Source organism: Lactiplantibacillus plantarum (genome assembly GCF_014131735.1).
In the GTDB taxonomy this organism is placed as follows: domain Bacteria; phylum Bacillota; class Bacilli; order Lactobacillales; family Lactobacillaceae; genus Lactiplantibacillus; species Lactiplantibacillus plantarum.
In genome coordinates, this window is record NZ_CP039121.1 from 2,300,542 (window position 1) to 2,325,155 (window position 24,614).

The window sequence follows — 24,614 nt, forward strand, 5'->3', positions numbered from 1 at the left end:
ACACTATTTGCTGATGGAACGGTATTCTGGGACCCACTTCATATCAGCAACCGCTTGTTTAGCATCCGCAATTGGTTCTTTGTTGAGCTTCTGATCGATAACACTTTGTGCCACGACTTCAGCTAATTTTTGTGAAAATTCAGTAATCTTCGCAACTGGTGGCAAGACTGCGGCACCTGGCTTCGACGTATCAACGATTCCACCTAATGCGTGGCAGGCCGCTGACAAGGTTTCAGCGTTCAACACTTTGGCTGTGGAAGCAATCAAACCAAATCCTAAACCAGGGTACATCAAGGCGTTGTTTCCTTGACCGATTTGGTAAGTAACACCCTTGTAATCAACGTCATCAGCTGGGATACCTGTGGCAACTAAGGCCCGGCCATCCGTCCATTTGATTAAATCTTCCGCTTTAGCTTCTGCTAACTTGGTTGGGTTAGAAAGTGGGAAGATGATTGGCCGTTCCGTGTGCGCCGCCATTTCCTTGATGATGCTTTCAGTAAAGGTACCAGGCTGAGTCGATGTCCCAATCATAACGGTTGGGTGAACGGCTTTAACAACGGCTTCCAAGTTGGTTAATTCGTCAGCGTTGCTAAATTCACTCCGTTTGCGCGTGAAGGCTTTTTGGGCTGGGGTTAAACCTTCCGTGTCGTCAAATAGTAAACCTTGCTTATCAACAGCGTAGAAGTGTTGCTTAGCTTCTTCTTCTGTTAAACCAGCTTGCATCAATTCATCCAAGATTTGGTTGGCAATTCCCATACCGGCCGTTCCGGCACCAAATGATAAGATTTTTTGGTCCTTGATGCTTTCCTTTGAAATGTTCAATGCACCTAAGATACCAGCTAAAACAACCATCCCGGTTCCTTGGATATCATCGTTAAAGGTTGCGATTTGATCCTTGTACTTGTCCAAGATTACTTGCGCATTGTCGCGACCGAAATCTTCAAAGTGTAACAATGAATCTGGGAATAATTGTTGTTCAGCAGCAACGAACTTGTCGATCACGTCATAGTATTGTTCGCCGGACACACGCTTGTGACGGTTACCAAGATACAATGGATCATCTAATAACTTCTGGTTGTTCGTCCCAGCATCGATGCTAACTGGCAGTACTTGTGATGGGTCAATACCAGCGGCGGCGGTGTAAACCATTAATTTACCAATGGCGATATCAACACCGTTGACACCCCAGTCACCCATACCAAGAATCCCTTCAGCATCCGTCACAACGACTAAGCGAATATCACGGCCGTCCGCGGCATTCTTCAAAGTTGCTTCAATATCTTCAGGTGCATCGACGGAAACGAAGGCCGCATTCTGTGGATCCAAGAACAATTCATTATACTGTTCGATGGAATCAGCAACGACCGGATCATAAACGATTGGCATAAATTCAACCACGTGTTCATCCATCAGATGGAAGAACAACGTCCGGTTTTCGTTAAAGAGATTCATTAAGAAAATCCGTTGTTCCAAACGACTAGGCTTGCTCTTGAATTGGGCATAAGCTTGCGTCGCCTGTTCATCAATTGTTTGAACCTTGCTTGGTAACGTCCCCGTCAAGCCAAGTGCTTGACGTTCCTCTTTGGTAAAGGCAGTGCCTTTATTTAAGAATGGGTTATTTAAAATTTCACTTGCAGTTTTTGTCATTACTGCGGCCTCCTAATTAATTTACATTTTCATCAATTTTCATTGCTAGGAAAAACGTCCTATCAATTTACAAGTAATACTGTAACGCCAGTAAAATGTTATAGTCAAAACTATGATATGATATAAATATATTAAATAAGGTCGCTACAAAAGCTGATTTAGAAAGGAATAAAAATGAACACAAAAGACTTAGCTTATTTCGATGAATTAATTTCTCAAAAAAATTTTTCAAAAGTTGCGAAAACATTCGGTGTGAGCCAACCAACTGTGACCACCGCAATCAAACGCCTGGAGTCTGAATTTGGGGCACCACTCGTGATTCGTGACCGTGTTAAAAATACGTTACACGTCACTGCTAGTGGGGCGCAACTTGCTGAACACGCTAAAATCGTTTTACATGAGTTACGCCTCGCCCACCAAGAAATCGACAATCTATCCCAAAATCGACTGATTTTAGGATTACCGCCAATTATTGAAAACCATTATTTTCCAAAAATCGGTGCCCGATTGGCCGCGGAAGGGCTATTAGCCGGTCTCGAAACCATTGAGGGGGGCTCGATCTGGCTACGTAACGCTGTGCGGGACGGTCGCGTTGACATGACCCTGCTTGGTTCGGTGGAGCCGCTCGCTTACCAAACGTTGATTGCCGAAGAATTTGACCGTCAGCCCTTCTGTATCTACGTGTCCAAGCAACATCCGTTAGCACAACGTAAACGGGTCTACTTTAACGAACTACGACGTGAAAAATTTGTTTTCTTTAATAGTAATTTCATCCATAATACGGCCTTCAACAAACTCACGCGCCGGAATCACTTTCGCCCCAACATCGTCTTTCGTTCCAACGATACCCACGTTTTAATGAAATTGATTGGTGAAAATGTCGGCATCGGTTTCTTTACCAAAATCGTCGATCACTACCGTACTGACGTCGTACGACTGGACTTGATGGACATTGAACCCCCTGAATTCATCACAAGCATCGTCTACCGAACAACCCATATTCTGACCCCCGTGCAGCAACAGCTACTGACCATTTTGCACGAAACATTAGCGGTTGACACTGATCAGACCGATTAAGCAAAACTGCACCACCCTTACAGAATAGTCTGTGAGGGTGGTGCAGTTTTCGTAATCAAGACAAATTGCGATATATCCAAATGAAACAATCGTGAAGACACGTCAATCTCAAAGTAAAAGTTGAACCACTCAAGGAATCGTGCTGTTCACTTAGACAGATGGCTCAGTCGCGACGTTTAAATCTTCATTTTAAGTAATTGATCAATAAACCGTTGTTCATCAGTGGTTGGTAAGTACCCGGCCCGTGTGACCACCGAGATATTGAAGCTGACCGGCAATTGATCTTTGATCTCCAAACATACGACGCCATCATCCGCTTTAACCACATCACGAACCAGTAAGCTAATGCCCAAGTTGGCTTTAACTAAGGCTTTGACCCATGAGATATCGGGGGTCCGGTAGATAACTTCTGGATGTACCCCGGCAAAGTCACAATAGGCTCGGAAGGCTTGTGGGTGCACGTATTTGCCATCCAATCCAATGAACTGTGCCTGACCGAGATTCTTAAAACTAACGGCGGCTTGTTTCGCCAAACTATTTTGAGGACTCACGATAATACTGAATGGCCGTGCCCCTAAGTGAACCGCACGAACTGTCGGCAAATCAAATGGTAAGTAGGACCCTAATAACGCGATGTTGATCTCACCATGCACTAACTTACGCAATAGCTCATCTGAGCCCGTTTCCGTTATTTTTAACTGTTGCAGTAACCCGTTCTGAAGTAACTTTTCCGCAATTTGAGGGAAATATAAAGTGCCAATAATTGGTGGTAAGCCAAAACGAATATCAGTCTGTAACGTACTCTGAATTTCGCGATGAGCAAGTTGCAAACTGGCCTGGATCTGGCGTGCATTCTTGTAAAGCAGCTGACCGGCCCGGGTAATATTTGTCTGTTGATGGCGACGGTCTTGAATCACCAGTTTGACTGCAAACTCTTTTTCCAACCGATGAATTGCTTGAGTCACTGCCGGTTGTGAGACCGCAAACTGCTTGGCGACCATCGTATAATTTTGGCAATCAACTAACGCCCGAAAATAATCTAAATCACGTGTATTCATCCGCGTTCACCAAATTCCTTCATGTACATCGCCGCAATCTTTTGCTGTAGCTCAGCCACTGAATGCCGCCGTGAACGCGCGCAATCCTTGGCTTCACGGTGACATAATAAGCAACGACGCTTCGGCAGCCCCAAATCCGTCCGCGACAGCGCGCGCTGTGAACCCGCTTGTAAGATGTCAATATCATATAAGCGACCTAACGGATCGTGTTCTTCAAAAGCGACCGCCAGCCGTTTGCTAGTCGCAAAGTCAGTCGTCAGAATCAAGAACCGCTCATTACCCGCCGGATGATTCCAATCAGCTGCCACCGTGTATGTCGACAACTCAGCTTCAAACCGCTGGACACCGGCCAAAAACAACCGTCGTAGTGCAGCGTTATTCTTAATCGGTCCTGGGATATTCAACTTGATCGCCGCAATCGTGGCCCGGGGGTTAGTCGTTGTCAACTGTTGCTGATACGCGACCCGTTGATCACGGGCTGCTAGCATTGCCGTGATTGTTTGCGGTTCACCGGTTGTAAAAATCGTCGCCATGCTTGTCACTTTCTTCCTATATATTTGTTATATTTCCAGCTTAACCGAAATTAGTTGATTTTTAAACTAATTTCTTTGGTCTCTAACTACAGCCCAAATCAAAAATAGCCCATGCACCGATTACTCAAGCGCATGGACTATTGATTTGGGTTAGTCAAAATAACTTATTGTAAATATTTGAACATTTGTTGTCCGGCTTGACGGCCAAAGATTACCGTTTCAGCGATTGAATTACCACCAATCCGGTTATTGCCGTGGAGACCGCCGACCACTTCACCGGCTGCAAACAGGCCGGCAATCGGTCGTTCGTCCTGATTCAACACTTGGGTTGCGGGATTAATGGCAATCCCACCCATCGTGTAGTGAACAGCTGGCGCAATGTGAATTGAGTAGAACGGTCCCGCCGCAATATCGCGATCCATCCCAGTCGTCCGGTTAAAGGCCGCATCATTATGGTTAGCGACTGCCTGATTCCAGTCAGCCACCGTCTGTTTAAGCGTCGCAGCGTCTAAGCCGGTCGCAGTCGCCAGTGTTTCCAAGTCAGTCCCAGTCTTTACCAGGCCAATGTGATCATAGAATTCAACCGCTTTGACCCGGTCACGAATACCGCGGTCAAAGATCAAGTAGGCACCAGTACCACCCAGTTGGTCGATAGCGGCCGTCACGTTCTTACGCGTGTCGAGTTCATTGACGAAACGAGCCCCCTGGTTATCGACCAAAATCGCACCTTCGCCCCGAACCGCTTCACCGATTAAATAAGCATGATCTGTATCTTGTTGGACCGTCGGATGAACTTGGACTTGGTCCATATCAACCAACTTAGCCCCAATAGCTTGTGCCAACAGAATCCCATCTCCAGTCGCGCCCGGCTGATTGGTCGTCTGATAGTTTTTAAGATCATCACGATACTGGCCTAACAAGGTCTTATTCGCACCGAAGCCACCGGTTGCTAACAAGACGGCTCCAGCCGTAATCGTGACAGCTCCATCTGGGGTTGTTGCCTTGACGCCACTAATTTTGCCGGCTTCGACGACTAGTTCATCGACTTTGACATCTGTGAAGAGTGGTAACTGGTCAGCCGCCACTTGTTTCAACAACTCAGTGACTAAGAAACCACCAATGGGAGCCATGGAACTTGGCCGATGGGTCCGCATCACACTCATCCCACCAGTAATCGTCAAATCATCCAACTTAATGCCGTGGTCTGCTAACCAGTCAATTGCGAGCGCACTGTGTTCCGTGAAGAATTTCAACAGTGCTTGGTTATTCATACCGCCACCACCTTTAAGGGTTTCGCCGTAGAAATCGCCAAAACTATCAACAATATGGTGATGCAATTGGACGTTCGTCTCCGCCGCATTCATACCGGATGAAGCCCGGGTGGTGTTACCACCGATTTTCGACATTTTTTCTAAAATAACCGGGTTCAGGCCCAATTCATGTGCCTGGATTGCCGCAGTCAAACCCGCGCCCCCCGATCCAATAATCACTACGTCATAGTTCGGTTTTAGATCCGCTAAGGCGGTTGGTGTAAATGTAAACTTTTCAGCCATTGATTGCCACTTCTCCTCTCAATTCGTCCGGGGTATTCCCCAGGATGGAACCAAAATCTCATTTATTATTGTCGTTAACTGGACACGGGCCACCATTCCAAGTCTAGGAACAATGACCCGTGCCACCTTGATCCACGTTAACGGTTCAACGCCGATCAATACTTATTTTAGCTTAATCATCAATATTCGTCATATCCAGTGGAACCATCCATTCATCGAATTGTTCCGCGGTTACTTTGCCAGACTTGATGGCTGCTTCACGCAATGTCGTCCCCGCTTTTTCAGCTGCTTGAGCAATCATCGCACTATCATGATAGCCAATATGTGGTGACAATGCCGTAACCGTCATCAAGGAACTGTCGACTAACTCTGCCATCCGGTCTTGGTTGACCGTCAAACCAGCAATCATTCGGTCAGTGAAGCCGGTAATCGTTCCAGCTAACAATTCAGCAGATTCAAGGAAGGCATCAATCAAAACGGTCTTGTAAACGTTCATTTCAAAATTACCTTGGCTAGAAGCTAAATCGACGACCACGTCATTCCCCATAACTCGTACCGCTGCCATAGTGATGGCTTCAGCTTGGGTTGGGTTAACTTTCCCAGGCATGATTGATGAGCCGGGTTCGTTAGCCGGAATGTTTAATTCGTCATAACCGGCCCGTGGACCGCTTGCCAAGAACCGCACATCATTGGCAATCTTCATCAAATCGGCTGCTAGGGTCTTGATGGCCCCGTGAACCACGTTTAAGCCAGAATGATGGGCCAAACCATAGAACTTATTGGAATCAGCCGTAAATTCAATCCCATACAATTTGCTCATCGCCGCAGCAATATTTTCAGCAAAATGAGGGGCAGCATTTAGACCAGTCCCAACGGCGGTCCCACCCATTGCAAGCTCGCCTAACGTTGGATTCAACTGTTTTAAGTAGGCAATATCATGTTCAATCGCACTGGCCCAACCACTCACTTCTTGGCCAAAAGTTAATGGCGTTGCATCTTGAAGATGGGTCCGGCCGATCTTTACTACCCGCCAGTACTTCTTTTGTTTGATCTTCAATTCCGCTAATAAGTGTTCCGCTGCGGCAATCAGCTTATCCACGGCAACTGCGGCCGTAATGTTCATCGCCGTTGGGAAGATATCGTTAGAGCTTTGACCATGGTTAACATCGTCGTTCGGCAAGATTTCAATATCAGGATTGATCTTACCAGCCATGTGTGCGACCACTTCATTAACGTTCATATTCGTTTGCGTCCCCGAACCAGTTTGGTAAACAACCAGCGGAAAGTCCTTACGCAAATCTTCATCGTCGAGCGCTAATAACTTATCAATGGCAGCCACGATTAAATCAGCTTTTTCAGCAGTCATTGCTTCAACTTCTTTATTCGCAATCGCTGCGGCCCGCTTAATTTGAAGTAATGCCCGAATCATTTCCAACGGCATCTTCGTACCAGTCGGAAAGTTATGGCGACTCCGTTCTGTCTGAGCACCCCATAAGGCGTTCGCAGGAATTTTAACTTCGCCTAAAGTATCTGATTCAACTCGATATTCTGTCATGTTGATAACCTCCAATTAATGTGTTGGTAAGCGCTTACTAAGTGTGTGAAAAAAATAACATTTAGTTTATAATCCTAGTTTAGCGCCCCCATATAGCTATAGTCAAACTCAGTTTTAGCTATAAGTATTAGTTATGAGGTTTATGTATCAGTATATTAGCATACAAAGATTGCTTAGAATGAGTTCTAGATAAAAATGTTTATTTTTTCACATGTTCTTATTTATTCCTCTTGCTTAATTTTACTCATAATTGTCACTTTTTCTTATTTGTAGACCTAAATATACCAAACCACAAAATATCGAGTCATAGTTGAAAAGAGATGAAATCAGGCAAATCAAAAGAACGACGTATGGTTAACTAGTAAAACTTTTTTATCAAATTCGGTTGCAATCGAGTAGGAGGTAATTGATTATTTCAATTACCGACCTCTCACACCACCGTACGTACGGTTCCGTATACGGCGGTTCAATAATTTAAGCACTCTGTATTTGCTGGAGTGTCTTGGACAGGTTTATTAGTCCAAGACGCTCCAGCTTTTGATTTGTATACGTATAGGTTAGTGTTTTATTATGGGCAATTCGCCAATATCCCTTGCGGGTATTGGCATTAGTCTTGGCCTGTTCCGGTGTCATTCCTAGCTTAATTAGCTCACGATATCGGGTTTTGATTTTCTTCCACCGTTTCCATATCAACTGTCTAATCCTACTTCGCAACCATTGGTCCAGTTGTTGAATAAACGTCTTCATCTTGCCAATCCCATAGTACTGTAGCCATCCTCGCATTTTCTGTTTAATTTTCTTCATCAACATTAACCAACTAATTCCACGACTTCGCCCAGTCATTATCTTAAGGGCTTGTTTGATTCGCTGTTTCACGACCTTGTGCGGTCGTGCATATGCCCCATTACGGTCTACACCGAGCGTAAATCCTAGAAACTTTAGTCGGAGTGGTGAGCCAACCGTCGTTTTATGACAGTTAATTGTTAGTTTCAACTTAATTTCAAGAAAGATTGTGACATTGCGTAAGACTCGTTCTCCCGCTCGCTTACTTCTGGCATAAATATTACAGTCATCGGCATAGCGCACAAATCGGTGGCCCCGCTGGGTCAATAGCTTGTCCAACTCGTTGAGATAAATATTGGCCAGTAGCGGCGACAGGTTCCCACCTTGTGGTGTTCCCTTCGTCGTCTTTCGAAACAGCTCGCCATTCATGACCCAGCTTGTTAGGAAGCGCCGAATTAGGTGGAGTAGCCATGGATCAGTTACTCGTTGTTTGATGAAGTTCATTAGTAAGTCGTGGTTAACCGTATCAAAGTATGCCTTTAAATCGAGGTCTACCACATAGTGGTAGCCTTGATTGTAGAGTTCGGTGACACTTTGAATCGCGTCATGCGCACTCCGACCTGGTCGGAATCCATAGCTATTGTCGGAAAATACTTGTTCGTATATCGGCGAAAGCACCTGTACCACAGCTTATTGGATCATACGATCAACAACTGTAGGTACTCCCAGTTTTCTGGTTGAGCCATCGAGTTTTGGTATCTCTACCCGTCTGACTGGTTGCGGCCGATATATTCCATTACGTAAACTCTCTAGGAGTTCTTCCCGGTTCTTGTAAATATATTCGGCCAGTTGGTCAACGGTCATGCCGTCAATTCCAGCTACGCCCTTATTCCTCCGAACACGCTTAAACGCTAGGTTCAGATTACTACTTGCAAGGAAGGACCCGGTCTACAAATTGAATGCCATCCTGCGCCGTACTTTCACCGTTAGTAGTACTATGCGCCCCAAGATACTCTTTGTCTTCCAGACTATTCATCCCTTGGCGGTCAGCTTGTTCTGTTTTCTGCAATCTTCGCACTACCAACACCTCCAGTATCGGTGAGAATTATTATTGTTCAGTCCTTCATCTGCCATACGGCAGATTACTATGACCTCGGCTGACTAGTTTACTCCTGTAAACCCATATCGGCGTCCTTGTTGGGAGCTTATCCGACAGGCCTCCCCGGGTAAGAATGATAGCTTTCATACCATGCAACCGTTGGCTTTACTAACTTCGACTTCAAGTAGTGTAGGACTTCAGTTTGTGAAGCAACTTCATCCAGTCTAATCAGCCTTGTAGCCACTTCTTGTACATCGGTTCGGTATTTTGTCTTAGGCTTCCTTCAGACTCCGTCTCACGGCGAACGCCCTTGCCCTCAACTCGTGGTTCCGACTACTACGGCCCACAGCGGACTTACACCGCCTAGTTATCACCCATGCCGGGCGCACTTCAAAAAAGAATCCAATTCATAAATGAATTGGATTCTAGATATAACTTCATCGACACTGGTTGACAGAAGCCCCTTATTGATGCTAGCCATGGCATTTCAGAAAAGCACAATGCCTCTTTATAAATCCATTGAAAATGCCGCGTCAGACACTAATCCTGGTATTTTCTTAGCGATTCAACCATAGTCCAAGTACTAAAAGAACAATCATGATACCTAAAATTTTGGCGTGGTTCCAATACTTAAACAGCAAGTCAATAATTGCAATCACAACAAATACAATCAGCACCGACATAAAATACAACCAAACATTGCCATTAACACTAACTGTCACAACAAAGCCAATAACGGCTAGCCATGGTAAATATTTATCAATAAATAGCTTAAAATTTGGGTATTGATCCATAATTAATCCACCCTAACCACCTTATATTTCTTTACAAACGACTGAATACGTGAAGCCTTTTTACGAATGTGTTTCCTAGATTTATTCGTATAAATATGAATAACTGTTTTATATTGTACTACATACTTGTTAGCGCGCTTATACGCCCACGCAGTTAAATAAGTATTTCCTGCAGGAAAATAGCTCCCAAAAAATGTACCCCCGAACATCCAAATTGCTTGTCCGCCATATTTGGACGCAAGCGCCTGTACTACGTAAGTCATGATTGCTGCAGACCCAGACTTCTTTAACTTTTTTGTTATTTTAACAGTTTTTTTGAATTTTTTCCTAAGTTTCCATTTTCCCTTAGGCTTAGGTGCAACTCTCTTATACTTGGCTGCCTGTGCATGTATTTCACCTATACTTTCTGAAAAACCATCAAAACTTGAAAATACACTAAATGAGTTTGAAAGTATCTCAGATACTTCTGAAGTTAAAAAAATGAAATCTATTTTGAAAAAGGCTCGACAGCTGGAAGAAAAATCGACGTTACGCTATATCCATTATATAATTTGTGTTTTAGATGCTCTTATACACGTTGATACGTACAATTGCGATCAACTTACTAACCTTGTCAAACCTGTCTGGAACGAATTGTCTACGGTAAGTATCTGGAATCATACAGACCTTTTTATTATTAATAATTTACTATATATTTTTGACTTCCAAACTGCACTAAGAATTGGGAAAAAATTATTACTAAACTTAACCAGTATGGAGATAATAATGTTTTACTACAAAATGCTATTTATTCTAATTTAGCATTCATTAACATGACCAACTCCAATGCATTCGGTAAAAGCATAACAATTAACTATTTACAAAAAAGTATCGAGTTAACCAAACACGCTCACCGGTATGATTTACTATTATTGAGTAAGATCCGTTTAGCAATGGTATTGCAACAATACGAAAAAGCAAAAAAATGTGCTCAATACTTACGCGCATGGGGGCTAATAACATTGTCAATCTGGTCTACCAAGATTTTCCTATTCTTGTAACCTAAATTCACTAATACTATCACTTATAACTTCCCCCGATTTATTCACAAAAATAAATTTAGCGTAGTACAACTGAATTTAAGTTAAAACTTGGGATTAACCGTCTTAGTTTATTATTTTTCCCCATAAACCTCGATGCGAACAAGCGCCACACATGTTGTTAATGACGAATTTACAATTGAAGTGCAACAAGTAAGAAAAAAATAAAAAAGAACTCATAGCCTGAGTCCTATAAAATGAAGTCACCACAACAATCATCTAAAGGAGATCCTAGGCTATGAGTCCGTACAACCATCTTACCTTAAAAGACCGAGAATGCATACTGTTGGGCGTCACTTTAAACAATACCTATCAAGTTATTGCGGAGAAAATTGGGTGTTCCAAAGCCACCGTATCGCGCGAAATCAAGCGCAATGGTGGTCGTAAGGCATACTCGGCCGTCAAAGCCCAAGAGAACTATCAGGGACGGCGACTAAAAAGCCGACGTCCTAGGCTTCTAACTGATTTGAAGTTACGGGATTTTGTTCTTCACTGTATTGTTCAACGTCAGTGGTCCCCGGAACAAATTTCCGGTCGTTTAGTCCACGAAAACAGTGAATGGCATGTCAGTTATAACACCATTTATCGTGGGATTGAACGTGATAATTTAGGCATCAAACGTAAGAATCACGAGGCTCATGGCTTTGCCCGTAAGCTCCGTCACCGTGGTAAAACCCGAAAGGTCAAGGGAACCATTAAGGAACGTCGGGGACGATTTAACGACGTCCCTTCCGTTCATGAACGACCTGTTTCATGTGAGAATCGAAGCTGGTTTGGTCATTGGGAAAGTGATACCGTTCGCGGTAAAACCGGGCGTTCGGCCCTGGTAACCTTGGTGGACCGCAAATCTCGGTATTTATTATCTCAGCGGGTTCCCAAAGTAAACGCCAAGAACGTCACACAAGCGATGATTGACCTCTTGCATACCGTGACGCCCAAACGAGTTCGGACGCTTACGCCGGATCGTGGAACTGAATTCGCAGGATACCGCGAAGTTAGTCAAGAGCTAAGTATCCCAGTCTATTTCCCAGATCCTCATGCGCCTCAGCAACGGGGGAACCAATGAGAATACCAACGGACTTATCCGTGAGTATTTCCCCAAAGGAACCGACCTAGACCAACTGACTGATCAAGATATCGACAAGTTTGTCAGGGATTTAAATCACCGACCACGTAAGGTCTTAGGCTGGAAGAGTCCATTTGAAGTTTTCTTCGGGACAAAGTTGCGCTTGATTTGACAATTCGTCATACAAAAAATGACCTAGCTAGCAATTTGCCAAGCAAGGTCATTTTTGTCATCAGTATACTTTAGTCCTTCACCGCTTTAATCGTATCAATAATCGTGCCATCGCGATATTCAATCAAGGCAACGGTGCGATCTGTAAATTCAAGTGGTTGGGGTTGGCCGACTTTCTTTTCGGCTAATTGTTGTAATTCTTCAATCGTATAGACCGGCACGCCTGGGACATGACTGAGTGCTTTAACTAGGTCTTGACGCCGCGGGTTGATTGCAATCCCGTATTCCGTCACAACAACGTCAATGGAGTCCCCCGGCGTTACAACGGTTGTTACTTCTGGCACAATCGTCGCTAACCGACCACGGACAAGTGGTGCAGAGATAATGGTCAGTTTGGCCGTAGCCGCGTCTTGATGTCCACCAATGGCGCCACGAATCACGCCATCCGAACCGGACATGACGTTGACATTGAAGTGCGTATCAATTTCCAACGCACTCAGAATGGCAACATCCAATTGATCAACCATCGCTCCTTTATTATCAGGGTCAGCGTACCATGATGCGTCAATTTCTTGTTGATTAGGATTGGCGTGCATCGATGCTGCCGCCCCTTTGTCAAAGTCTTGAACATCCATGACTTTATCAACTAACCCTTCTTCGAGCAAATCAGTGGTTGGTTTCGTAATACCACCAAGTGCAAACGATGCTTTGATTTGATTATCGAGCATTGCTTGCCGCAAGTACCGAGTGACAGCTAACGCAGCACCGCCGGAACCAGTTTGGAATGAGAAGCCGTTTTTAAAGTATGGTGAGTTCACGATCACATCATTAACGGTCTGGGCAATCTTCAATTCCTTTGGGTCCTTGGTGAAGCGCGTCGCACCTGAACCAATCTTGTCAGGGTCACCAACTTGGTCGACTTGCACGACGTAATCGACTTGTGTCTGTTTAATTGAGGCCGGTGTATTTGGATAAGCCACAATATTATCGGTCAATAAGACAACTTGGTTGGCGTATTGCGCATCCATCAGGGCGTAACCTAAGGAACCAAAGACTGCTTTACCAGCCATCCCGTTCGCATTTCCTAGTCGGTCAGCATTCGGCACACCTAGAAAGGCGACATCAATTTTAATATCACCATGTTCAATGGCCCGGGCCCGATTACCATGAGAACGGAAGATTACGGGGTTCTTTAAACCACCGTGTGAAACGAAGTCCCCAAGAGAGCCCCGCATCCCCGAGCTAGTAATATTCGTAATCGTTCCGGCCTTAATTGCTTCGATCACCATATCGTTCATCACGCCCGTTAAGGAGGATGGCGCCAAGGTCAAATCTTTAATACCGGCATCAATAATGGCCCGCATCACTTGATTGAAGACGAAATCCCCATTACGAAAATGGTGGTGAAATGAAATCGTCATACCATCTTTGACAGTGGCTTTTACCACGTCAGCAACGGAATCAACGACTTTGTTGTCCCCTGTTGAAACGTGAACTTTGGGGGCCACCCGTTGAATTTCAGGATGTCCGATTTCGGTTGACTCAAAACCTTGGTAATTTAACTTCGTCATTAATTCTGCTGGTAATTCGCGGTCTACACTATTTTTCAATGTAATTGCCCTCCTCGTCGAGTAAGTTGGAAACTTTGGCTAAGCTCATCACACGTTGAGCCCGCAAAACAACGGGCCGGTCTACCATTTGGCCATTCATGGAAATAACACCAGAACCCTTGATCCGGGCTTCCTCAATCGCGGCGATGACTTTTTGGGCCTTAATAACTTCATCCTTGGTTGGTTCATAGACTGAATTGACCATTGCAATCTGTCGAGGGTTGACCAATGATTTACCGTCAAATCCTAATTGATGAATATGCCGCGTCTCACGGTAGAAGCCATCGGGATCGGCCATGTTTGTAAAGACCGTATCGAACGCGGCGATTCCAGCGGCACGAGCAGCATGAAGCACCATGTTACGGGCAAATTCCAGTTCCGCGCCATCAGGATAACGGTGGGTCTTCATGTCCGTCGTATAATCTTCTGCTGACAAGGCGATCCCAATCATTCGATCCGAGGCTGCCGCGATTGCCGGGGCATTAAGCACGCCCTTAGCGCTTTCAATTGCAGCCATCAAATGAGTCGTGCCAACTGGTATCTTAAATTCAGCTTCAGCTGCCGCGACATCCTTTTCCAACGTTTGGATCATGGTAGCCGATTCGACTTTTGGCAAACGGATAACATCAATGCCAGCCTTGACCATTGCTTTGACATCATCAGCGTAATACTTGGTATCCAAACCATTGATTCGAACGACCAATTCAGCGTTGCCATAATCTTGCGTTTTTAACGCTTCGTAAACCAGCACCCGGGCCGCATCCTTTTCAGCCATTGAGACGGCATCTTCCAAGTCAAACATGATCGAGTCTGCACCGTAAATCCCGGCATCCTTTACCATGGCTGGATTATTACCAGGTACAAACATCATTGTCCGCCGTAAGCGTTCTTCATTTTCAGCCATTATAATACCTCCCATGCTGGTGTCGTGGTTTCTAACGCCCGTTGTGCTGCCGTAATGGTCCGCGCTTTAATGACGCAGTCCAACGCCCCTTTATCAACAGCGCGCACCTTCACATTATCGATATTCAATTGTTGAAGCGTCGTCGTGATCACGTGCTTGATTTGTGCCCCGAACTGTTTGATAACATCCGATTCAAGGTCGATTTGAATGCCGTTGTCTCCCGCCATTAACATAATTTGAATATCAGATGATTCCAAGGTTCCGGCGACTGCCGTTGTCTTAATTTCCATCAATTTTCATTCCTTTCTGAATTCGCGCTTGTAATGTTGTTAGGTTATTTTTTATAAACTGGGCCGTTGTTGCCGGTACCAGTTGGTTTAACTCAGTTAAGTTGCCGCTTTGAATCCGTTGCCGAACAGTCCGCGCCGAAATTGGTTGATTAGCCACCGTCGTTCGCGATATCACTCGTACAGCAACTGCCGGTGGTAATTCACGCTGCAAAACTCGGTTATAAATCGCAGTCGTCCGCGACGTCGGTTCACTACCAACGAACCGGGTCGTAATGTGCAGTGCTGGTGCAAGTTGCTGCTTAAAGATCCGGGCGTCCAACGTCGTCTGCGCTTCAATTGCGCTCGCCGCTGAATCCAAGAAGTAGGCTGGAAAGGTCGCTGCACTCACGAGATAGTCCTGCCCGCTGACGACCCGAACGTTGGCCAAATCGGCTGTTCCTTGTTGAACCAGCTTAACGCGCTCGGCCGTACGGAATAGACTCGCATCTGTCGCAACGACGAAGACGTAAACTAAATCACTGACCGCCGCGGCTTGTTCCACTAAATAGCGGTGTCCCCGCGTAAACGGGTTCGCATTCATAACAATCGCGCTGACACGCTGTTGTGCTTGGTTGGGAATCATCGGCAACTGTTTGACAAAATCCGTCATATCCGGTGCGCCGTTTTCTAATACGGCCGCTTCATCCGAATGAGCTAATTCTTTAAAGCCTACGTGTTGAAAACTCGCTGAATACTTGGCCTTGGTAAATACCATCATATGAAAGATCTGTGCTTGAAACAGCCGATTGACCAGTGCACTCACGATTTGATTAAACCGGGCCCCCGGCTGACTATTCTTATTACAGACACCCACATATTTAAGCACGTTGCCCGCTAACGATCCGGTCCCAACAAGTTGGCCATCCTCGATCAATCCTAAGGTCACATCAATATGTTCAACCTCTTGCGGGCTAAAATTAGTAATCCCTAATGACGTTAAGAATTGTCGCCACTGGGCATGCTCGTGCGGATTATTTAATTGCATTTCAACAACTTGCGCTGCCATCAGACAACCTCCTATGATTAATGCTGTGCTTGCGCGTACGCTGCAACGGCCGCCGTCACGTTCGGTACCACTTGTGAATCAAAGACGCTCGGCACAATCGTCGTCGCAGTTGGGTTCGACACGGTCTTAGCCAAAGCCTGAGCCACTTGGATCTGTAACGCATTATCAACTTGCTTGACCCCATTTGTGAGTAAGCCCTTGAAGAGCCCCGGAAAAGCCAGAATATTATTGACCTGGTTTGGATACTGGCTAGAACCCGTTGCAATGACTGTGGCCCCAGCCTTCTCAGCTACTGCTGGATTGATTTCTGGCACTGGATTAGCGAGTGCAAAGACGATTGGATCATGATTCATCAAGTGGACGGCCCCTGCTGATAAGACGTTGGCGTCTGACAAGCCAATGAAGACGTCCTGGTCGGCCATGACCTTCGCCAGTGGTTGCCCCTTTAGTTGTGCAGGTGTTCCCAACTGTTTGGCAAGATTCCGTTGATACTGGTTGTACCGCTGATCATCCGCTGTAACGACCCCGTAAACATCGACCAAGGTCAGTTGTTTGACACCGACCGCTGCTAATAACCGAGCTGTAGCTAACCCGGATGCGCCGACGCCGTTGACAACGATGCGCATCTGCCGTAAGGACTTACCGACTACGTGAGCGGCATTGATCAGTCCCGCCAACACGACAATTGCGGTGCCTTCCTGATCGTCATGATAAACCGGAATATCAAGCTCATCTTTCAAGGCCGCTTCTAGTTCAAAACACTTAGGCGCCGTAATATCTTCCAGATGAATGCCCGCAAATGAGAGCGACATGTTTTTGATTGTCGCCACCATTGCTGGCACGCTGACCTGATTTAACGCCAGCGGAATCGCATTAATCCCTGCGAGGTTCTTGTATAGGAGTGCCTTACCTTCTACGACCGGCAAACCACCCGCGGGACCAATATTGCCGAGGCCCAGTACTGCTGACCCATCCGTGATCAACGCTACTAATTTACCACTCATCGTGTATTTTGCCTTTAATTCCGGATGCGCCGCAATCAGCTTGGAAATCACCGCAACACCAGGTGTATATGCTTTACCTAAATCAGCCTTATCGGTCACTGCAAGGTCTGAATGAATGTCCAAAACCCCCGTATGGGCGGCGTGCAACTTTAAAATCTCATCTTGTTCTACCATCAATATCTGCCTTCTCTTCTCAAAATAATACCGTTCACTTTGTTATCCCCAGTGTACGACCATTTTTTAAAAATATCAAATTTAGATTGGATTTTTATAATTTTTAAAAAGTCAGCTTTTCTGGTATAATAAACTTAAAATATTATAAACGAGTTTTAAAATTTTAAATCTTAGGTTGATAAAGAGGTCATCGATATGGACGATATGAATCATCGCCGCCTGTTGATTGGAATTGCACATGATTATTACTTATCCAAAATCAACATCGCTGAAATTTCAAAGAAATACCAAGTCAGTCGTTATCTAATTTCAAAATACTTAGACGAAGCCATGGCAACCGGCCTAGTCAAAATTAACATTAACACCCCCATCGAACGAAATAGTGAGCTGGAGGCTAAATTTAAACATCGTTTTCCAATTGAACATATTTATATTATCAAAGACGCGGATACCACGAGTGACGATGAACGCCACGTAATCGAGTTTGCCGCCGAAACAATCCAGCGCCAGATCATTCAAAGTAATGTAATTGGGGTGGCATGGGGTGGCACTGTCCTTAGCGTCATCGATAATTTTCAAACGAGCACTCGTGATGACTTACTGTTCACCCAGTTTATGGGTGATAACCTGAAAACGAACGCAGCGAACGGCTCAACACCGTTGGTTCAAAAAGCCGCCGCTAAGTTCGGCGCACAGTACGTCACCATCCCGGCACCACTCTACTTGTTTAATGATCAAGCACACCAAGCATTGGCTCAAGAACCAGCCATTACACCGGCCATCAGTAACTTTGACCGAATGGACATGCTATTTGCCGGAATTGGCACCTTAGCATCCATTGACTCGATTCCCGTCTGGCATCAACATCGCCAAGCCATTCTGGGTGGCGCTGATCCGCAGGCGGTGGTCGGCCTGTTATACGGTCGGCCATACGACATCAATGGTCACATTCTGAACGCCGACCACGACAAACTCTTTGGCGCTAAAATGCCCGCCATTCTCAAAGTGCCGCGTCGTTTCGGCATCATCAAAAGTAAGTTCAAGAGCGAAGCCTTACTTGGCGCCCTCCGCGGACAATTACTCACTGACATCATCATTGATGAAGCCGTCGCGAATCGGGTTCTCCAAGAAGATCAAGCCACACCACTATCCAAATAATCCGCTTCTTCGAAAACAGGTACCAACGCTGACCGTTGCCGGCAGCTTGGTACCTGTTTTTATGCTTAAAATCAGACTACCAAATACCAATCACTTTCATCCAGAGAGCGCCAATGCCACCCCAAACGACTAGGTAGAAGAGACCTAAAATAAAGTTTAATTGCCACCATTTTCCCTGAGTAACATACCCAGAACCGAAGAGAACACTCGCCGGGCCGTTCGCATAATGCGTCGTCGAAGCGAAGATCGAACCAGTAAAGCCAAGTATCAGTGCAGCAAAGGTTGCTGGCGCTCCCGCGGAAACCGCGACCCCAAGTAAGGCACCGTACATTGCGGAAACGTGGGCAGTCCCACTAGCAAACAAGTAGTGACTGTAGAAGTAGAACAAGACGAGTGCCGCTAAAACAATGCCCCAACTGAAGCCTTTCAAGGCACCACCAATCGCGCCAGACAACCATGGAATAAAGCCGAGTTTGTTCAACTCATTAGCCATGAAGATCAAAATTGAGAACCACACCAAGGTATTCCAAGCACCAGTTTCGTGTAGCACGTCATCTACCGATAGAACTCCAGCAACGAGTAGCAAGGAGACGGCCATAAAGGCAACTAATGAAGCTTCGAGACCGATAAAGCTGGATAACATCCATAAGACTAAGGCTAGCAAGAAGACGCCGCCCATGATTTTTTCTGGAAGACTCATCTTACCCATCTTTGCCAGCTCATCATCCGCCCATTGCTTGGCATTGGGCGTATCTTTAATTTCTGGTGGATACATTTTATAAATTAAATATGGCACAACCAATAAACAAATAAGTCCTGGGACAATCCCGGCTAAGAACCATTGCATCCACGATAACGTGATGTGTAAACTCTTGGCTAACGTGACAGCAACTAAGTTAGGCGCCATCGCCGTCATGAACATCGTACTGGTGATTAAATCACCGTGAAATTCTGCGAACACTAAGAATGAACCGATTTTACTTTGTGTGCCATCCTTGGGATCAGAACCAAACGTTTCAGCTAACGACTGAATGATTGGATAAACAATCCCACCAGCACGGGCCGTATTACTTGGCGTTGCGGGTGCTGTTACTAAATCGACGCCAATCAGTGCGTATGCCAAACCCAACGTTCGTTTCCCAAACAGCCGCACAAACACCAACGCGACACGTCGACCTAAACCAGTATTGATGAAACCACGTGACATAAAATACGCCATCGCAATCATCCATACCGTACTGCTCCCAAATCCGGCAACCGCTGTATCCATAGGCACGATGCCCAATAACACGGTTAGTGTCAACCCAATGATTGCGACCCCGGCGATTGGTAACGGCCGCGTAATACAACCAATAATGGTTGCCACAAAAATTGCCAGAATATGCCATGCGTTCATCGAAACACTGGCTGGTTTGATAGGACTACTTAACCAAATGATCAGGCCCACCAATAACGGTGCAATAAAATCACGATACTTGACCTTATTTAGTGTCATCTCAATTCCTCCTCATACTTACTCATCATTTTTATGATGCCACATTCATCATGGTCAGCATCTTGGCTGCGAAATGTTGCATCCGGGCACGCTCATCATCTGATAGCTCAGCTTCGATCACTTTTTGGAGCCCGTTGCGGTTAATAATGGCGGGTGACCCCAAGTACAAATCGTTAATGCCATATTGACCAGACAAAGCGGCGGAGACAATCAACTCAGCATTTTCATCGTTCAAAATTGCTCGGCAGATTTGCATCAAACTAACGGCGACCCCATAGAACGTGGCCCCCTTCTGACTAATGATTTGACCACCTTTACCACGAACAGCTTGCTCGATTTCAGCTTTGAACTGATCATCGACCGTTGTGACCGTCTTTAAGGGCTGAGCATTGATCATAATTTCATCAAAATTAACGATGGAACTATCACCATGTTCTCCAAGTACCGCAGCATCAATTGCAGTGGTGGCAACATTCAACTTCTGAGCCAAGGCGACCCGTAACCGCGCCGTATCCAAGGAAGTCCCGGTACCAATGACCCGATGCCGTGGAAAACCGGATAAACGTTGCGTCATCGAAGTCAAAATATCGACGGGATTACTTGAGATAACGAAGCAACCATTAAAACCACTCGCAACCACTGGTTTGACGATGGATTCCAGAATCTTCGTATTGCGGTTAATCAAATCTAAACGACTCTCACCAGGCTTACGAGGCACACCAGCCGTAATGACAACGATGTCAGCATCATGCGCATCCGCATATTCACCGGTATGAATGTTGGTCGCATTCGTAAAGGCGGCAACATCTTCCAAATCCTTAACGTCCCCCTCTGCGTGCGTTTTAACCAAGTCAACGATAACGAGTTCATCTAGGGCGCAATTTTGGACCAATGAAAAGGCAAATGATGAACCCACCGAGCCATCACCAACAATTACGACTTTGCGTTGCTTCTTATCCATGTCAATATCCTTCTTTCATCAAAAATGTGTGCTGCACATGTGGTTCCAACTACTTAGTTACTTAACTCACAAGTATTATAACGCAAATGCTTTCATTTTTGCTAATTTTTTAAAAATAAATTATTTTTTTGAAAAATTTAAATATAATTATTACTTAAAACGCCTGTGTAGCAGCATTTAAAATTATTTTGATTGTGAACTTTTTCTAAAGTGTCAGCTTGTGAAATCATTTTCGTAAGCGGTTACAATTCTGCGTTTAAATTGCCTGATTGGCGTCAATTCGAAACATCTGCGCAAGTTACAAAACTTTTTACCCGCCAACCGATCTTGAAACAGTTAAAACCTGATTAGCGTGGTATATTAGAAGTACGACTCAAACTAGAGAGGACTAATACATTGGATAATGAAACTTTAAAAGACTATCTCGCAAACAACTCCCAAGTTATTACCATTTTTATGGAGAAAGCAACCGATTTTCTGAATCGAAAAAATGAGGACCGGGCGCCAGCACGCCGCTATAACGATGCTGAAATCGCCCGGCAAGCGGATAAGATGCTCGATGATGTGATTGCCAATATTCATGATAAAATCGTCCCCCATACCCGCGAACAAACACCGGCTGCCTGGGAACAATTTCTGAGTGAAAACGACGTACTTGATGATCTGGAACTATCAATGACGGAATTGTCATTCGAATCGGAAGACTAAACTAGCAGTTCAAAATAAAGAAAGGACCGTGGAAGATTTAACTTCCACGGTCCTTTTTAGAACAAACTTATATCACATGACATCAACACAACCGAATTATAGGCCCAAGTACTACGACCGAGTCAGCCCAGCATAAATCTTATCAAGATTCCACTTCAACATTGAGTAGTACGTATCACCCGGCTTGCCTTTAGCTGCCAGCGAATCGGTAAAAATCGTACTAGCAACGGGGATTCCCGTCTCCTGTGAAAGCTTATTCATCGATTTCGGTGATACGGATGATTCGACAAACAAACTTCGAACCTGGGTTCCTTCAATTTTCTTCAACGCCGTCCGCATCTGAGCTGGCGTGCCTTGCGATTCCGTATTCACTTCCCAAATATAAGCAGCGGGCACATGGTAGGCCGCCGAGAAATACTTAAAGGCGCCTTCGGATGTCACTAATAATCGTTGACTCGTCGGGATCTGCTTGAATTTGGTTTGAGCGCTCTCATGCAGTTTTGTTAGTTTTGCCACGTAGCGATCCGTATTCTTTTGATAAACAGCGGCGTGCTTAGGATCCTTGGCCTGCAACGTCCGGTTGATGTTCTTGACATATTGAATCCCGTTGGCGAGATCTAACCAAGCATGGGGGTCCGGCTCATTAACGTTCGTCGTTAAATATTTGACCTTAATTCCCTTACTGGCCGCAAAAACATCGTGGTCAAAGTCCTTTTTGGAAGCCGTCACTAACTTTTTAAACCAGCCATTACCGCCAGTTTCAAGGTTTAAGCCATTATAAAAAATCACGTCAGCTTCGGCAGTTGCCGCAATATCAGTGGGCCGTGGTTCATACTCATGCGGGTCAGTGCCGCGCTTCACAATACTGTAATTTTGGACGTACTGCCCACCCACATTTTTCACCATATCATCTAGAATCGAGTTCGTACTTACGACCCGGATTTTGGCACTAGTGGTCGTCGCTTTGGCACTTTGCTGGCGTTGATTCAGAAATACTGCCATCCCGGTAACCATCGCGATGACTCCAATCAGTGCAATTAATTTCGTTTTCATGCTGTCACCCGTCGCGCTGCTGCTTGCCCTTTCCAAAGCGTCGGCAACAAGGCCTGCTTAGGTGAGATGATGAAAGAAATACCGAAGAAAATAGCCGCTACTAGCACGATGGCCGGACCAGAAGCCCAGTTCAACGTGTAGCTGAGATATAAGCCCACCACTGAGGACAAGACCCCAATTAAGGCTGACAGTCCAAGCATGACTGCCAGTCGTTCTGTCCATAGAAAGGCCGTCGCAGCCGGTGTAATCAACATCGCGACCACTAAAATGATCCCGACGGTTTGTAGCGCTGAAACGGTCACTAGCGTTAAGACCAGCATTAACGCGTAATGTAACAGTTGGACCTTGAGACCATAAGTCTTCGCAAAGGTCGGATCAAATGACGTAATCAGTAATTCCTTGTAGAAGAAGACCACGAATAAAATCACTAGTCCTAACACGACCGTCGTCGTCATCATATCAGTATCACTCACAGCAAGGATGTTACCGAATAAGATGTGGTGCAAGTTCGTCGAACTTTCAGCTAATGAAATTAGGATAAAACCGAGTGCGTAAAACGCACTGAAGACAATCCCAATTGAGGTGTCAGTCTTAATCTTACTACGGCTCGCAACGAATCCAATCAAGCTAGCGGCTAGAATTCCAAAAACCGAAGCACCAATTAGGACGTTGATACCGAGCATATAAGCTACCGCAACACCAGGTAAAACGGCATGCGAGATGGCATCGCCCATCATCGACATGCCTCGTAAAATAATAAAGCTACCAATAATTCCTGACATGACCCCGACCATAATAGCCGTAATTAGCGCACTTTGTAAGAAATCATACTTCCCCAAAGCAGCCATAAAGGTCGTAATTGATTGCATCATCGCGTTTCCTCCTTCGTAAACAGGACGGCCGAAAGATCAGCACTAAACGTCCGTTCAATGTTTGCGGGTGTGTAGACCGCGTCCACGGGACCATAATCAACGATACCGTGATTTAAAATCACGAGATCATCAAAGTAACGTGAAACTTTGTTCAAATCATGATGCACGACAATAATCATTTTGCCGGCATCACGCCACTGATGCAAGATCGTCATGATAGCCGTCTCACTCTGTAAATCAATGCCGACGAAAGGTTCATCAAGAATAATGATATCGGCTTCTTGGACTAAGGCTCGAGCCACAAAGACCCGTTGTAATTGTCCTCCAGAGAGCTGACTAATTTGGCGCTGTGCTAAATCGGCTAACTCAAGTTGCTCAAGTGCATCTTGGCAACGCTGACGATCCGCCTTGCTTGGTTCGCGGAAAAGTCCGAGTTTGCCATAGGTCCCAGTCAAAACGACGTCAAAAACATTGATTGGAAAGGTTAAGTCGAGATCTTTACGTTGCTCGACATATGCAATCTGTTTTTGAAATTGTTTTAGCGCACGACCTTCATATTCGACGGTTCCCGTTTGGGATTTGATCAGACCAAGCATTGCCTTGATCATCGTTGATTTTCCCGCACCGTTGGGACCAATGATTCCAGTAATTTTGCCGGCGTTAAAGTTAACGGCAACATCAGTAAAGACTGGTGTGTCACTGTATGCCACGGTGAGGTTTTGTACTTTTAACATCACATTTCCTCCGTTCATCGCGGTAGTCGGTTTTCTACATCGTCATAAGCATAACTGATAATTAACGCTAATGCAAATAATTGTTAGGTGCAGTTAACTTTTTTATAATTGGTATTAAATTTTCGTTCATTCTAATACTATTTCTGCTTAACCAAGGCGTTACAACCAACATACTAAAAGCTTAATCCAGA

Annotated in this window: 20 protein-coding genes and 2 pseudogenes; 5 read left to right on the forward strand and 17 right to left on the reverse strand. The window is 45.2% G+C overall.

Features of this window, described 5'->3' with window-relative positions; all coding sequences use genetic code 11:
• Positions 1–3: 3 nt before the first annotated feature.
• Positions 4–1,647 carry a malolactic enzyme gene (locus E5260_RS10860; protein ID WP_003641318.1) on the reverse strand — a complete coding sequence of 548 codons (1,644 nt, stop codon included), beginning with the start codon at positions 1,645–1,647 and terminating at the stop codon, positions 4–6.
• A gap of 174 nt (positions 1,648–1,821) precedes the next feature.
• Between E5260_RS10860 and E5260_RS10865 the strand changes: the two genes are divergently transcribed.
• A complete protein-coding gene (locus E5260_RS10865) occupies positions 1,822–2,724 on the forward strand; it encodes a LysR family transcriptional regulator (protein ID WP_003641317.1) in 903 nt (300 codons plus the stop codon).
• Between the two features lie 176 nt (positions 2,725–2,900).
• Here the strand turns inward: E5260_RS10865 and E5260_RS10870 are convergent, their stop codons facing one another.
• The 6 genes and pseudogenes from E5260_RS10870 to E5260_RS10895 all read right to left on the reverse strand — a co-directional run bounded on the left by E5260_RS10870 (position 2,901) and on the right by E5260_RS10895 (position 10,099).
• Positions 2,901–3,782, reverse strand: a complete 882-nt coding sequence (locus tag E5260_RS10870) for a LysR family transcriptional regulator (RefSeq protein ID WP_003641316.1) — start codon at positions 3,780–3,782, stop codon at positions 2,901–2,903.
• A complete protein-coding gene (gene citX / locus E5260_RS10875) occupies positions 3,779–4,315 on the reverse strand; it encodes a citrate lyase holo-[acyl-carrier protein] synthase (protein WP_003641315.1) in 537 nt (178 codons plus the stop codon). Before citX ends, E5260_RS10870 begins: the two co-directional genes overlap by 4 nt.
• 164 nt (positions 4,316–4,479) lie before the next feature.
• Entirely contained in the window at positions 4,480–5,868 is a 1,389-nt protein-coding gene (locus E5260_RS10880) for a flavocytochrome c (protein WP_003641314.1), read from the reverse strand.
• 172 nt (positions 5,869–6,040) lie between these two features.
• Positions 6,041–7,423 (reverse strand): class II fumarate hydratase, encoded by a 1,383-nt coding sequence (locus E5260_RS10885; RefSeq protein ID WP_003641313.1) that lies wholly within the window; start codon positions 7,421–7,423, stop codon positions 6,041–6,043.
• Between the two features lie 474 nt (positions 7,424–7,897).
• Positions 7,898–9,284: pseudogene (gene ltrA, locus E5260_RS10890) on the reverse strand (group II intron reverse transcriptase/maturase).
• 578 nt (positions 9,285–9,862) lie between these two features.
• Positions 9,863–10,099: a flagellar biosynthetic protein FlhB gene (locus tag E5260_RS10895; RefSeq protein ID WP_003641311.1), complete on the reverse strand. Its 237-nt coding sequence runs from the start codon at positions 10,097–10,099 to the stop codon at positions 9,863–9,865.
• A 261-nt stretch (positions 10,100–10,360) separates the two neighbouring features.
• Between E5260_RS10895 and E5260_RS10900 the strand changes: the two genes are divergently transcribed.
• Positions 10,361–10,900: a hypothetical protein gene (locus tag E5260_RS10900; RefSeq protein WP_003641309.1), complete on the forward strand. Its 540-nt coding sequence runs from the start codon at positions 10,361–10,363 to the stop codon at positions 10,898–10,900.
• Between the two features lie 516 nt (positions 10,901–11,416).
• Positions 11,417–12,416 (forward strand): annotated as a pseudogene (locus E5260_RS10905) (IS30 family transposase).
• Between the two features lie 70 nt (positions 12,417–12,486).
• On the opposite strand, the gene citF reads toward E5260_RS10905, so the two are convergent.
• From citF to E5260_RS10930, 5 genes are read right to left on the reverse strand one after another with little or no spacing between them, the layout of a single operon-like run.
• Complete coding sequence (gene citF, locus E5260_RS10910; protein WP_003641305.1) at positions 12,487–14,025, reverse strand: citrate lyase subunit alpha; 1,539 nt, start codon at positions 14,023–14,025, stop codon at positions 12,487–12,489.
• Complete coding sequence (gene citE, locus E5260_RS10915) at positions 14,015–14,929, reverse strand: citrate (pro-3S)-lyase subunit beta (protein ID WP_003644111.1); 915 nt, start codon at positions 14,927–14,929, stop codon at positions 14,015–14,017. Before citE ends, citF begins: the two co-directional genes overlap by 11 nt.
• Entirely contained in the window at positions 14,929–15,219 is a 291-nt protein-coding gene (gene citD, locus E5260_RS10920) for a citrate lyase acyl carrier protein (protein ID WP_003641303.1), read from the reverse strand. The genes citE and citD overlap by 1 nt, the downstream gene beginning before the upstream one ends.
• Positions 15,209–16,264: a [citrate (pro-3S)-lyase] ligase gene (gene citC, locus E5260_RS10925; RefSeq protein ID WP_003641302.1), complete on the reverse strand. Its 1,056-nt coding sequence runs from the start codon at positions 16,262–16,264 to the stop codon at positions 15,209–15,211. The genes citD and citC overlap by 11 nt, the downstream gene beginning before the upstream one ends.
• A gap of 17 nt (positions 16,265–16,281) precedes the next feature.
• Complete coding sequence (locus E5260_RS10930; RefSeq protein ID WP_003641301.1) at positions 16,282–17,442, reverse strand: NAD(P)-dependent malic enzyme; 1,161 nt, start codon at positions 17,440–17,442, stop codon at positions 16,282–16,284.
• Positions 17,443–17,637: 195 nt separating this feature from the next.
• Here E5260_RS10930 and E5260_RS10935 point away from each other — a divergent pair, with 195 nt between their 5' ends.
• Positions 17,638–18,600 (forward strand): sugar-binding transcriptional regulator, encoded by a 963-nt coding sequence (locus tag E5260_RS10935; RefSeq protein ID WP_003641300.1) that lies wholly within the window; start codon positions 17,638–17,640, stop codon positions 18,598–18,600.
• A 76-nt stretch (positions 18,601–18,676) separates the two neighbouring features.
• Here the strand turns inward: E5260_RS10935 and E5260_RS10940 are convergent, their stop codons facing one another.
• A complete protein-coding gene (locus E5260_RS10940; protein WP_003641299.1) occupies positions 18,677–20,095 on the reverse strand; it encodes an anion permease in 1,419 nt (472 codons plus the stop codon).
• Positions 20,096–20,126: 31 nt separating this feature from the next.
• Entirely contained in the window at positions 20,127–21,056 is a 930-nt protein-coding gene (locus tag E5260_RS10945; RefSeq protein ID WP_003641298.1) for an L-lactate dehydrogenase, read from the reverse strand.
• 396 nt (positions 21,057–21,452) lie between these two features.
• Between E5260_RS10945 and E5260_RS10950 the strand changes: the two genes are divergently transcribed.
• A complete protein-coding gene (locus E5260_RS10950) occupies positions 21,453–21,764 on the forward strand; it encodes a hypothetical protein (RefSeq protein ID WP_003641297.1) in 312 nt (103 codons plus the stop codon).
• Between the two features lie 111 nt (positions 21,765–21,875).
• On the opposite strand, the gene E5260_RS10955 is transcribed toward E5260_RS10950, so the two are convergent.
• Genes E5260_RS10955 through E5260_RS10965 form a run of 3 tightly spaced genes read right to left on the reverse strand, consistent with a single transcriptional unit; the run spans position 21,876 to position 24,423 of the window.
• Positions 21,876–22,817 (reverse strand): metal ABC transporter solute-binding protein, Zn/Mn family, encoded by a 942-nt coding sequence (locus tag E5260_RS10955; RefSeq protein ID WP_003641296.1) that lies wholly within the window; start codon positions 22,815–22,817, stop codon positions 21,876–21,878.
• Positions 22,814–23,686 carry a metal ABC transporter permease gene (locus E5260_RS10960; protein ID WP_016511596.1) on the reverse strand — a complete coding sequence of 291 codons (873 nt, stop codon included), beginning with the start codon at positions 23,684–23,686 and terminating at the stop codon, positions 22,814–22,816. Before E5260_RS10960 ends, E5260_RS10955 begins: the two co-directional genes overlap by 4 nt.
• Positions 23,686–24,423, reverse strand: coding sequence for a metal ABC transporter ATP-binding protein (locus E5260_RS10965; protein ID WP_003645514.1), 738 nt, complete (start codon positions 24,421–24,423; stop codon positions 23,686–23,688). Before E5260_RS10965 ends, E5260_RS10960 begins: the two co-directional genes overlap by 1 nt.
• Positions 24,424–24,614: the final 191 nt, after the last annotated feature.